This is a genomic window from bacterium SCSIO 12741 (genome assembly GCA_024398055.1).
Lineage (GTDB): Bacteria > Bacteroidota > Bacteroidia > Flavobacteriales_G > Salibacteraceae > SCSIO-12741.
This window is the reverse complement of the sequence record CP073749.1, coordinates 5,026,826-5,038,504: the sequence shown is the minus strand read 5'-3', so window position 1 is coordinate 5,038,504 and position 11,679 is coordinate 5,026,826. Positions and strand designations below refer to the sequence as shown.

General features: G+C 43.6%; 11 protein-coding genes and 1 pseudogene. 7 read left to right on the top strand and 5 right to left on the bottom strand.

Annotation, left to right across the window (positions count from 1 at the left end):
* Positions 1-47: 47 nt before the first annotated feature.
* From KFE98_21450 to KFE98_21440, 3 genes are read left to right on the top strand one after another with little or no spacing between them, the layout of a single operon-like run.
* Positions 48-596: a carboxypeptidase regulatory-like domain-containing protein gene (locus KFE98_21450; GenBank protein ID UTW62529.1), complete on the top strand. Its 549-nt coding sequence runs from the start codon at positions 48-50 to the stop codon at positions 594-596.
* A complete protein-coding gene (locus KFE98_21445) occupies positions 580-1,842 on the top strand; it encodes a hypothetical protein (protein UTW62528.1) in 1,263 nt (420 codons plus the stop codon). The genes KFE98_21450 and KFE98_21445 overlap by 17 nt, the downstream gene beginning before the upstream one ends.
* A 14-nt stretch (positions 1,843-1,856) precedes the next feature.
* Positions 1,857-3,623 (top strand): hypothetical protein, encoded by a 1,767-nt coding sequence (locus KFE98_21440; GenBank protein UTW62527.1) that lies wholly within the window; start codon positions 1,857-1,859, stop codon positions 3,621-3,623.
* 35 nt (positions 3,624-3,658) lie between these two features.
* Here the strand turns inward: KFE98_21440 and KFE98_21435 are convergent, their stop codons facing one another.
* Positions 3,659-4,222, bottom strand: coding sequence for a hypothetical protein (locus tag KFE98_21435; GenBank protein UTW62526.1), 564 nt, complete (start codon positions 4,220-4,222; stop codon positions 3,659-3,661).
* Between the two features lie 212 nt (positions 4,223-4,434).
* Between KFE98_21435 and recQ the strand changes: the two are divergent.
* The 4 genes and pseudogenes from recQ (at position 4,435) to KFE98_21415 (ending at position 8,248) form a co-directional block, all read left to right on the top strand.
* Positions 4,435-6,625 (top strand): annotated as a pseudogene (gene recQ, locus KFE98_21430) (DNA helicase RecQ).
* A gap of 79 nt (positions 6,626-6,704) precedes the next feature.
* The gene (locus tag KFE98_21425; GenBank protein UTW62525.1) at positions 6,705-6,908 is read left to right on the top strand and encodes a hypothetical protein; all 204 of its coding nucleotides are present in this window, start codon (positions 6,705-6,707) and stop codon (positions 6,906-6,908) included.
* Between the two features lie 133 nt (positions 6,909-7,041).
* Positions 7,042-7,485: a hypothetical protein gene (locus KFE98_21420; protein UTW62524.1), complete on the top strand. Its 444-nt coding sequence runs from the start codon at positions 7,042-7,044 to the stop codon at positions 7,483-7,485.
* A gap of 19 nt (positions 7,486-7,504) precedes the next feature.
* Positions 7,505-8,248, top strand: coding sequence for a hypothetical protein (locus KFE98_21415; protein UTW62523.1), 744 nt, complete (start codon positions 7,505-7,507; stop codon positions 8,246-8,248).
* A 100-nt stretch (positions 8,249-8,348) separates the two neighbouring features.
* Here KFE98_21415 and KFE98_21410 read toward each other — a convergent pair whose 3' ends face one another.
* The 4 genes from KFE98_21410 to KFE98_21395 all read right to left on the bottom strand — a co-directional run bounded on the left by KFE98_21410 (position 8,349) and on the right by KFE98_21395 (position 11,661).
* Entirely contained in the window at positions 8,349-8,792 is a 444-nt protein-coding gene (locus KFE98_21410) for a hypothetical protein (protein UTW62522.1), read from the bottom strand.
* Between the two features lie 171 nt (positions 8,793-8,963).
* Positions 8,964-9,875: a tRNA (adenosine(37)-N6)-dimethylallyltransferase MiaA gene (miaA, locus tag KFE98_21405; GenBank protein ID UTW62521.1), complete on the bottom strand. Its 912-nt coding sequence runs from the start codon at positions 9,873-9,875 to the stop codon at positions 8,964-8,966.
* Positions 9,872-10,390, bottom strand: a complete 519-nt coding sequence (locus KFE98_21400; protein ID UTW62520.1) for a hypothetical protein — start codon at positions 10,388-10,390, stop codon at positions 9,872-9,874. Before KFE98_21400 ends, miaA begins: the two co-directional genes overlap by 4 nt.
* 104 nt (positions 10,391-10,494) lie before the next feature.
* Positions 10,495-11,661: an alpha/beta hydrolase gene (locus KFE98_21395; protein UTW62519.1), complete on the bottom strand. Its 1,167-nt coding sequence runs from the start codon at positions 11,659-11,661 to the stop codon at positions 10,495-10,497.
* Between the last annotated feature and the right edge of the window lie 18 nt (positions 11,662-11,679).

Below are 11,679 nucleotides of genomic sequence, written 5' to 3'. Positions count from 1 at the left end.
AGAGGATTGATCTCTAAGGTGCAGCTTTTCAAATATTTTTGCTTCACATGCAGCAGATCATATCAGGCATATTTTTCAGTCTAATCTTCCTTGTAAGCAGTTCTGCTTATGGACAAGAAGTGGCCGTTTTTGGCGACGAGGATGATTCCACGGCACTGGAAAACAATGTTTTGGTCAATGCTCAGGTAACTTTGAAAAACAGGCCTTTTTCGCAAGTTGAGGTAAAACTGTACCACGGAAAGACCTTGTTGCGCGAAACCACCACAGGCGAGGATGGCTTTTTTACCTTGATACTTGAATTTGATAGTCTGTATCATATCAAGTTCAGAAAAGAAGGATATGTCACTAAATTAGTTGAGGTGGATACCCGCGAAGTTCCAGGGGAAGATCAGAATATCGGCTACGATTTGGGCATGTTTAAACTGGACATGATTCCTCGGGAGTCCGGTACGAATTACGACCTTTACCGGGAGCCACTGGCAAGGTTTATGTATGATGATATAAGCATGAACTTTGTGGTGGACCGCAAACACAAGAAGTCCGTTAAAAAGAGATTTGAACAAGAAAATCAAAAACCAGATGTCATACACTTTTAAAAGCTCTTCCATTTCCTTTGTAGTTATGCTGGCCCTGATGTGGCTGATAACCCCTGCGGCTCAGGCTCAGGACGATCAAAATCAGGATCAGATGGAGGCTCCAGCCAAGGAAAAAAAGAAAAAGAAGCGCAGTTTTTGGGGTGGAGGCGATACCAATGCCATCGAGAAAAACCTTGAAATTAAAGATGCCTTTGTGACCGAGGGCGAGAAAATGCTTCGTGGAGTTCGGGTTGCCGTAATTAACAACGGTGCCACCATCGATTCTGCTTTTACCGACAAGTATGGGGGATTTAGTTTCAAATTGAAATTCGATTACCGCTATATTCTTCAGTTCTCCAAAGCTGGATACGTGACCAAAAGCGTGGAAATCGATTTGATCGACATGCCCGATGAGGCCAAAAAGGACGGCTACGATTTAGGAAGATTCAACATGGGAATGATTCGTTACGTAGATGGTATGGAAACCGATCAATACGACATTCCAGTGGCTCGCTACTACTTTGATGAGCGTACCAAAATCATCCAGGTAGATCGCAACTATGTAAAGAAACGTAAAGAGCTGATTGCTCAGCAGGCCGCTCAAAACCAAGAGGTGATTGACGAGAAGGCGGAAGAAGAAGATGCCCTTCAGGATGAGTACAATACCCTCATTCGAGATGCTGACATTGAATTTGAAGCTCGGGATTATGAGTTGGCCAAAGAGTATTACATGGCTGCTTTGAAGATTAAACCATTGGCTGAGTATCCAAGACAACAAATTCAGGCGATTAACAATTTGCGTAGCGATGACCTGAACCAGGATGAAAAGTACACCCTGTTGATTTCTCAAGGGGATGAAGCGATGAAAATTAAAGACTACGAGGCTGCTGAAAATGCTTATAAAAGTGCGATCAAACTCAGAACTACGGATCCATATCCTCGTAATCAATTGAAGAAAATTGAAGCTGCAAAAGCAGCTATGCAGGCTACGGCAACTACCGAATCTGAAAAGAATTACTCGCTTAAAGATGTTCAGATTTCCAACGAGAAAATGGGCTTTTGTACTGAACTGGCGAAAAAATACCCTCAGGGCTTGACCGAAGAAAAATACATGGAAGGAAGTAAGACGATTACCCGTAGAATTATCGTTGATGGTAATATAGGGGTGGAATACAAAAAGATCGTTCACAACTGGGGTGGTGTATATTACTTTAAAAACGGGAAAACAGTCTCTAACTTTGTTTGGCAGAAGGAGGCAATCCAGTAACTTTTAATCGCATAATGACTAATAACCGGGCATATTTTTGGATCAGGGGAATTGCTCTGTTCGTATGTTGTGTCCTTCTGGGATTTAAGGGTTTTAGTCAGGAGCAACCAGCCACAGATACTACCCAGGTAGCCGAAGATGTAGGCTTTCGATTCGAGATTATCGTTAAACACAAGGGGAGAGTACTCCCCAATGCCCGTGTTCGTGTGCTTAAAGATGGATCCGAATTTGATCAGGCCACGGCCGATTTGAAAGGGGACTTTAAGTACCTGATGCCTTTTGATGGAATTTACACCTTGCAGTTTGTAGGTGAGGGATTAGCTACCAAGCAAATTCTGATCGATTTGGCCGATGTACCCAACGAAGAAAAAATTCATCTCTACGAAAGAGCTTATGCGGAGATCAGCCTATTCAAAGGATATGATGGCCTGGATGTGAGCATTCTTAAAGATCCGGTAGCTCGAATTCACTTTGACAGCGACCTTCATGATTTTGTGATCGACTACGAATACAGCTCCAAGCGTGAAGTACAATTGGCCAAACTTGAAAAGCAAGTTCAGGTTTTTGAGAAGCAGGAAAAGGGAATGGAGAAGGAGCAAGGTCGGATGTATGATGAATACCTGGCTGAAGCGGATAAATATACCAAGGCCGGATCTTACGACGAGGCTACTTCGTATTACTACAAAGCCATGGATTTGATTCCCGAGCGGGAAGAGGCTCCTCAAAAACTACAGGAAGTACTTGACTTGATTAACCGCGATGAGCAATATGCTGTATTGGTTGAATCCGGCGATAGCCTTTTTAAACGCAAGGAGTGGAGCGAATCTCTGGAAAAATACCAGGCCGCAGTGGCCTTGAAATCAGGGTCTACCAAGGTGAATCAGCAAATGCAGCTCATCAAACAGGAGATGCTGAAAGAGGAGGAACAAACCGTTGCCTTCAACAATTACATGGCTTTGGCGGATGCCGCTTATTCGGATGGCAACTTTGAACAAGCCAAAATCAATTACGAAAAGGCCCTTGATATTCGCCCGGGGGCCGCTTTGCCTCAGCGCAAACTGGAAACCTCCACCCAAAAAATCGAAGAAAAGCGTCAGGCCGAAGAGTTTGCGGCAGCACAAAAAGCTCAACAAGAAGCTGATTTTGAGAATTACCTAACCCGTGCTCAGGAAATGGCTGACGCAGGAGACTTGAATGGATCGTTGGCTCTATTGGCTCAGGCTAAAGAGATTCATCCCGATGACCCACGCTTGATTGAAGATGAAAAGTTTGTTCAGGAACTGTTAGCTGATAAAAAGGCTGAAGAGGAAGCCAAGTTGGCAGTTGCAGAACGTGAAAAACAAAAAGAAGCCGATTACGAAAAGTACATGGAGTTGGCTCGTGCCTCAGAGGGTAGAGGTGATTTGCGAGAAGCAGCCTTTTTCTACAACAAAGCTGCTACTTACAAACCCGAAGATCAGGTGGCTCCGCAACAAGCCCAGCGGGTAAATGATCAAATGGCGGAGCAAGCCCATAAAGAGGAAGAGAAACTTGACGATCTGGATCACATGGATAAGAAGAGCGACGCTTTTATTGCCGCGCTGGCCAAGAATTATCCTCAGGGAGTAACAGAAAGAACCTACAAGAAAAACAACAAAACAATTACTAAGAGAATTGTTGTAGAAGGGAATAAAGGGACCGAATACATGAAAGTCGTTCACTCCTGGGGAGGAGTGTATTACTTCAAAAACGGAGACCCCATCAGCCAGATTATCTGGGATAAGGAAACCAAGGCCAACTAAGAATCGACTCCTTAGTCAGCCTAGCTCACAATTTCTTAAGACTTTTTTAGGTAAGCCAGTTGTGGATACTGGATAGAGATCACATAGAATCCGCCGAAAAGAGCCGTGCTAAAAACTAAGTCTCCCAAAACGTTGTAACCGAAGAATGGCACACCCGCTGCGTAGCAAGTCATCAAACCATCCCAAGTCATAGGATACATGTTCATAGACATCCAGGCGCCGAAATTGGTACCCAGGAAGAAAAGTACAGAAGCACTTAAACTCCCAAGCAAAACAGAACCGGCAGATAATTTGCGAATCAACATAGGGGCGATAGCTACGATAGCCAGCATAGAAGCGTAAACCCAAAGCACGCTTTCGTGAAATAGTACAAATCCATCGTTCATGTGGGCATAAACGGTATTGTTAAGTACTAAGTCGGAAATAAAAAGAGCACCAATTGGGAGAATCCACTTGATCCAGTTGCGACCGAGTGCAGCTCCAGCAAATAAGGCCATGGCGCCGATTGGGGTAAAGTTTGGAGGGTGAGGCAATAACCGTGTCATGGCCGCGACCAAAATCATTGAACTTATCAGGATCCAGTTACTCTTATTTTTCATGCAATTTGTATTTTCGCGTCAAAGGTAAAAAATTCACCATTTTTACCCGCTGCCAATTGACCTTATTATAATAATTGTAGCCCTTTATTGGTCATTTATTAAAACAATTTTTAATTTTAAACTGCACCGGAGACGGTGGGGCAGGATTATATACAAGGTTATGAATATCAACTCTTTCACAAAGTTCGGATTCCAAAATAATAGGGGTGCTTATGGAGTTAAATGAAGCATTAAAAAAATATTTTGGCTTTGAATCTTTCAAGGGGGAACAACAACAAATAATTCAGAGCGTACTAAATGGGCATGATACCTTCGTGATTATGCCTACTGGAGGGGGAAATCGATGTGTTACCAGCTTCCAGCTCTACTGATGGAAGGAACGGCAATCGTGATCTCACCTTTGATTGCCTTGATGAAGAACCAGGTGGATAGTATCCGCGGGTATTCGGAAGAAGATCATGTAGCGCACTTTCTGAATTCGTCTTTGAACAAAACGGAACAAGACCGGGTTAAATCGGACTTGATGTCTGGGAAAACCAAGCTGCTTTATGTAGCTCCGGAAACCCTGACCAAGGAAGATACCATTGCTTTTTTCCGAGAATTGAAAATATCCTTTGTTGCAGTCGATGAGGCTCACTGTATTTCTGAATGGGGGCACGACTTCCGTCCGGAATACCGCCGAATCAAGCAAATGATCAAAGGGATTTCAAAAGATATTCCGGTAATGGCGCTAACCGCTACCGCGACCCCGAAGGTTCAATCAGATATCCAGAAAAACCTGGACATGGTGGATGCCAAAGTGTTCAAGGCCTCCTTCAATCGAGCTAATCTTTTTTATGAAGTTCGTCCTAAGGTTGAGGTTGCCAAGCAGATCATTCGATTTGTAAAACAGCATCAAGGAAAATCGGGGGTTATTTATTGCCTGAGTCGCAAGAAGGTAGAGGAACTGGCCGAAACGCTGCAAGTAAATGGCGTAAAGGCATTGCCTTACCATGCGGGATTTGATGCCGGTACCCGGGCTCGCAATCAGGATATGTTTCTCAATGAGGAAGTAGACGTTATCGTTGCCACCATTGCCTTTGGAATGGGAATCGATAAGCCGGATGTCCGATTCGTGATTCACCACGATATGCCCAAAAGTCTGGAAGGATATTACCAGGAAACGGGTCGTGCAGGAAGAGATGGAGGTGAAGGAATTTGCCTGGCCTTCTACGATTACAAGGACATCGAGAAGCTTGAGAAATTCATGCAAGGGAAGCCCGTTGCTGAGCAAGAAGTAGGTCGTCAGCTACTGGAAGAAGTAGTGGCCTATGCCGAAACGGCTATGTCGAGAAGAAAATTCTTACTGCACTACTTTGGTGAAGAATTTGATGAAGAACATGGCGACGGAGCTAAAATGGATGATAATGCCGTTAATCCTCGTCCCCGGGAAGAAGGTGGTCAATGGGTGGAATTGTTGCTCAAGTGTATTCGCGAACTCAAGGAGACGGCCAAAGCCAAATACATCATTAAGATTCTTTTAGGGAAGGCAGATTCGGAAGTCAAATCTTTCCGTCATGATCATTTAGATTCCTTCGGTAAAGGCCAAGAAAAAGACGAAAAGTATTGGATGGCCGTGGTGCGACAAACCATTGTAGCTGGTCTGATTCGCAAAGAGATAGAATCCTATGGTGTATTAAAGATTACCGAAACCGGTAAGGCCTTTTTGGATAACCCTCAACCCTTCACCATTATTCTTGATCACGATTACGAGGCCCGTGCTGAGGACGATAACATTATCCTTAATACCCGAGCTCAAGGTGGTGCAGCTGACGAAGTTCTTTTTGGACAACTCAAGGATTTGACCCGGAAGATTGCCCGTGAAAAGGATCTTCCACCCTTCGTTATTTTCCAGGAACCATCCTTGATGGACATGGCCAATCAATACCCATAACCCTGGAGGAATTGATGAATGTGCAAGGAGTAGGACAGGGAAAGGCTACTAAGTTTGGAAAACCATTCGTACAGCTCATTGCCAAGTATGTAGAAGAAAACAACATCGATCGTCCCCAAGATATCGTGGTGAAATCGGTGGTGAATAAATCGGGGAAGAAGGTTTATATCATTCAAAACATCGATCGCAAGAGAAGTCTGGAAGATATCGCAGATGCCAAGGATATGAAGATGGATGATCTTCTTTCCGAAATCGAATTGATTGTCGATTCAGGAACCAAGGTGAACATCAGTTACTACATCGATGAAGTGATTGATGAAGATCGCCAGGAAGAGCTTTTCGACTATTTCCAGGAAGATGCTGAAACCGGTACTTTGGAAGAAGCTTACCAGGAATTGGCAGACGAGGATTACTCAGAAGAAGAGATTCGATTGATGCGTATCAAGTTCATGTCAGAAATGGCTAACTGATTTATTCCGAAGAAAGTAAGTCGCTTCGGCATACTAAAATCTTTTGCTTTTTCGTTGGTGTTGGAAACTATACATCACCATGTTTCGAGTATTCTGTATTCTGGTATTGGCATTGACCGTACCTTCTGCTTTTGCCCAATCGGATGAGTTTTCAAAGAGTCAAGTGGAGACTCCCGACAAATTTCCTGCCCATAAACACAGTATTGGCGTAAGCCTTACACCTATTGTGGTCATATTAGGGGGAACAGTCTTTCAACCCCGAGCTTTCAGTTATTTACCGTAGATATAAGGGAAAGTACAATTGGCGGCTTAAGGGTAATTTTGAAAATGAAATTTATGAATTGGGGATGAGGTCAACTCCAATTAAAATTTTGAATGATAGTGTTTTACGAGCGTATACGCGGCAATATTCACATATGCGTGCAGATTTACGCTTTGGTATGGAACGCTACTTTTCTGGAAAAAACAAACGTTCTCGGTTCTTATATGGGCTAGAGGTAGTCGGTGGATATGTAAGGGATCGTCAAGAAGTATATCCTTCGGATCAATACTATGAACGAGATACGGTAACCGGTACGATCTATATGCAAGGGTACCCTATACCTTCCGTAAATAGCAGACCCAGCTATGTAGAAGAGCATTACATTAAAACGGGTATTACACCCATTTTGGGTTACGATTTGTTCATTAGAAATCGCTGGAACCTTGGCTTACAAATATCAGCGGATATGGCCCTTCTTTTTGAAGTGGATCAATCTGAAGTGGACCCTGATAACCTCTTAGATCCGGGTAGTAGCAATGAAGTTCGTACGGAATTCGATGTAAATCCTTTAAACATTAACCTCTCCTTTCTATTCTGACAAAATCGCTTAACCAACCATGTTAAAAACCATTTTTCTACTGACCATTTGCCTTTTAATAGGGGGATTTGGCCATGCCCAATCTGAATCTGCTTCAAATACTCATTTTTCCAACAGTATTGGTGTCGCTCTATTTCCTTTAGGAGAGGATTGGTTTAGCGGCGATCCCAATAACTACCATTTGGCCATTCTTTATCGTCGCCATCAAAACAAGTTGAATTGGAGAGGCCTAATCGAGGTTGAAATAAATAGGGATATGATCAACGGTGATTCAAGGCTTTTGACAGATACATCAGCCTATTTGCATGATTATGAACTCTGGGAGAATAATTTTCATTGGAGCCCTGGAGTTTCCTTTCGCTGTTTAGGATCAGAGAAATTTTATGTTCTGGTAGGAGCAGAAGGAGAACTGGGTTACACCACTCGAAATTGGAAAAATGAAATTAATTGGATTACCATAGGCTCGGATACAGGTAGAAATCTGTCTCCTGGGTTGATTGTTGATGCCAAGGAACCCTATTCATCCCATGAACATCGAAAGTCGTATTTAGCTACTGGTGGTTCTGCACTTTTGGGATGTGAGCTTGCTTTGGGAAAACGTTTTCTATTGGCCGCTCACTTGAGGTATAGCTTTGAGAAATTGATTCCCATTACGGAGAAAAAAGAGTTTAAGGGGCCAGAGGTAGACGTTTCTGATCAGCCAGACTTGTTGTTTGAACACGGTTTGGAATGGCCCCGGATCTACGCTCTATATCGATTTTGAATCTACGAATAGGGCAAAAAAAAGCTCCTAAATCAACCGCAAAGCTGAGGGTTGAAACCCACCTTTTCGGGATTAGGAGCTTAGATTAAACGTAAATTTCTTAGCGAGCTGTAGTGCTCATAATTCGGTTGATCTGAGCCATGGCATCTTCCTCGTGGGATTCGGCCTTAACGATCTCAATCACACCGTCTACCAATTTTGGAGCAATGCTGGATGGGAATCCAAGACCAATGGCAAAACGACGAAGCAATGCAACTTCTTCTTCGGCAATAATACCGTCGGCATATACCATGCGTCCCAGGTTCCAGATTTGGGCATGACGATCTTCCTTGCTGGACGGAGGTGTAAAACCTACACTATCCATGTGCTCGATGATATCTTTCACATCGGCCTCAGAAAGTTCGTACTTCCGGGCAATTTTCAACAACAATTGGTATTCGGGGTCATCCATTTGTCCATCCGCACAAGCGATTCTGATCAAATTGCGAATGTGGCTTCTGGCCTTAGCATGATCTCCGGAGTAAAGGGCTTCTATCAAAGACATAGTTCGAAATTATAAGGGTGACAAATCTATGTTTTCACACTTGATTAAAGGTAATTAATTTGATGGATTAGTCAAATAAGCATCATTTAGTTAACGAATGACCAATGGTTTAGGTTGTGTGTCAATCAGATGAATATGGTCTGCTGGCTGGCAAACCATCCAAGTAGAATGTTAATTCAATTGATTTTCAATCCATTGCAAAATATCGGAATACTGATCGGGATGAAAGGATTGATACGTTTCATCACGTCTAAACCAGGTTAATTGCCGCTTTGCATAGCGCCGTGAGTTCTGTCGAATCATGTCGAGAGCTTCTTTGCGGGTGCACTTTCCGTCAAAATAATCGAAGAATTCACGATAGCCTACAGTCTGTAGTGGAGGGAGGTCGCGATAGGGAAGTAGGGCCTTAGCTTCTTCTTCCAAGCCTTGTTCGGCCATGATATCAACCCTTCGGTTTATGCGATCATAAAGCTCTTCCCGCTCTCTGTTGAGCAATACTTTCAAAGTTCGAAAGGGGCGCTTCTGATTTTGATTGGAGCGCAACTCACTAAACGTTTTTCCGGACAGTAGACATACTTCAATTCCCCGTATTAGGCGATGAGGATTGGCCTGATCTACTTGGGCAAAGTATTCCGGGTCGAGCGACTGCAGTTTGTTTTGCAGCCATTCGATGCCATCGGTCTTCCATCGTTGGGTAATTTCTTCTCTTAATTTAGGATCCGAAGAGGGGAGTGGATCCATTCCTTTGCACACCGCGTCTATAAACAGGCCTGATCCTCCAGTCAATATTAGAAGTTTATGCTTCTGAAAGCGTTCCTCTATCAGTTGGAGGGCTTCCGGCTCATATTGACCTACCGTGAGTGGTTGTTTTATGGTATGAGAATGAATAAAATGATGCTTGGCCCGAGCCAATTCTTCTGAGGTTGGCTTGGCCGTACCAATGCTCATCTCCTGGTAAAATTGCCGGGAATCTGCGGATATTATTTCGGTTTGGAAATGCTCAGAAAGCCTTATCGTTAGTTCCGTTTTTCCAACCGCCGTGGGGCCGGTAACTACTAATAGGGTATGCTCCTGGGAGATCAATTCTCGATTAGATCATCGAAATTAAAGTCATAGGGACCTGACTTATCATCCTCATCATCGCCGTTCGATTCAGGTTCAGAACCTCCGAAGTCCACAGGCTCTTTTTCATGTTGAGCCGGAGCATCACCATACGAAACCGCAACCCATGGATAGGTTTGGCTGGAAGATGGGGCTTTGATCGCCACTACATCCAAGTAGAAGCACCACATCAAAAAGAAGTCAAATACATAAAGCATTTTATCGCCAACGTGGTGCAAGTAATCTTCCACTTTGGCTTCCGACATGGTAGCTAACTTTTCAGGACCAAACTCTTCCTGAATGTCCATGAGGGGGATTTCTTTTCCCTTGTCCCAATTTTCGTTGCTTTCGTAAAAGGAGGCCATTTCTTCGGCCTGCCATCCAAAAGCCCGGATAATCTCTTGGTGAAATTGCTCGAACGTTGAGCTCCCCTGAATCTCAATATCACGAAAAACGTCCTCTTCGGTGTCAAGCAATACGCGAATGCGATAAATCATGTTTCCGGAATTTTTGCAAAAATAAGGATTCCCGAGGGTTCCGTAGGCACGGTTCGGCGCTCATTGCCATATTAAGGAAACAAAAATGGAGGTAACGAAGTTGCTTATAGCAGGCTCTTTACGGTGGAAACTACTTTTTGGGTTGAGAACATACAGCGGTGCGCATTGATTTTATGGCCACCAGTAATAGCTGAAGTTATGGCGTTCCATTTAGCATGTATATCGCTAAAGTCATGAACACCAGGTTTTTTGGCTGCAATCATGGCCCGATATTCCTTTCTTAACCCCAGTCCAAGATCATTTGGGTTGCGGTATTGAAAGGCCTTTTCCGTAGGCTTTAGCTTATTATGTATGTCGTGGAAATAGAAGTTTGCCGGTTGACCATTGGTTCCACCCATAATGCCTAAAACGGTGTGTCCGTCGGCATGTTCTTTTCGCTTTTCGGGATCCTTGTACTCATCCTTCTTCCATTTTTTGATGGCCTTGAGTTTTAATTGTGTGGAACCATAAAGCAGGTAATCAAATTCATTCCAGAATACATGAACCTCACCCCCAATTTGATTGAGTCTGGTAAAGTCGTATTTTCTTTCATCGTCGGCGTTAGGATCTTCCTTTTTGTGGATCGGATCGGTTACGACCACACCACCAGGTTGGATGGATTTATACGGTAAGTCCGGAGCAAACAAGAATATCTTGTCAAACATTTGACGATCGGCTGGTTTGATCTGACTGGCAAACCCATTAAAGAGTTGCATGGCAAAGGAATGTCCCATGAGATGCAACCTGATATTGTTAGCCTTAAGCGTATCGTAGAGCTTTTTGATTTTATCCAGATTATGCTTGTATAGGCTTACTCCTTGAGCATGGGCTTTGTCATCCACCAATTCCCTGACTCCACCAGAAGGCCAGGAAAAATGTAGAATGCATCCAATTCCCAAAGCAGCGTCCTTGGTGTAGGCATGTTTCATTCCGTTAAAAACCTTGTACATGTAACTGCCCACGTTTTTGCGAGGATCTCCATAAAAACCATGGAAGTAGATGACGACGTTTCTTTTTCCAGGAGGCATGTTTTTCACCTTTTCGAGCACTTGAAGCTCAAACTGGGCTTGATCATTCCATTCTTCCACCACGGGCATGGCTCCGGAAGTACGCATCGGGGCATAGTGCAATTCCCCGCTTTGATCCCATCGATCGTTTTTATCTACAATCTTGTTTACCCCGTTATTGGTAGTTAAGCGGTTGGTGATGAAGAAGTGTTTTTCTTGGAACATGGTGTTTACTTTAAGGTT

Excerpts from the sequence above, each read along its gene's own strand:
- KFE98_21435 (UTW62526.1), bottom strand. The coding sequence starts at position 4,222 with ATGAAAAATAAGAGTAACTGGATCCTGATAAGTTCAATGATTTTGGTC.
- KFE98_21395 (UTW62519.1), bottom strand. The coding sequence starts at position 11,661 with ATGTTCCAAGAAAAACACTTCTTCATCACCAACCGCTTAACTACCAAT.
- KFE98_21410 (UTW62522.1), bottom strand. The coding sequence starts at position 8,792 with ATGTCTTTGATAGAAGCCCTTTACTCCGGAGATCATGCTAAGGCCAGA.
- KFE98_21415 (UTW62523.1), top strand. The coding sequence starts at position 7,505 with ATGTTAAAAACCATTTTTCTACTGACCATTTGCCTTTTAATAGGGGGA.
- KFE98_21450 (UTW62529.1), top strand. The coding sequence starts at position 48 with ATGCAGCAGATCATATCAGGCATATTTTTCAGTCTAATCTTCCTTGTA.
- KFE98_21445 (UTW62528.1), top strand. The coding sequence starts at position 580 with ATGTCATACACTTTTAAAAGCTCTTCCATTTCCTTTGTAGTTATGCTG.
- KFE98_21425 (UTW62525.1), top strand. The coding sequence starts at position 6,705 with ATGTTTCGAGTATTCTGTATTCTGGTATTGGCATTGACCGTACCTTCT.
- KFE98_21420 (UTW62524.1), top strand. The coding sequence starts at position 7,042 with ATGCGTGCAGATTTACGCTTTGGTATGGAACGCTACTTTTCTGGAAAA.
- KFE98_21400 (UTW62520.1), bottom strand. The coding sequence starts at position 10,390 with ATGATTTATCGCATTCGCGTATTGCTTGACACCGAAGAGGACGTTTTT.
- KFE98_21440 (UTW62527.1), top strand. The coding sequence starts at position 1,857 with ATGACTAATAACCGGGCATATTTTTGGATCAGGGGAATTGCTCTGTTC.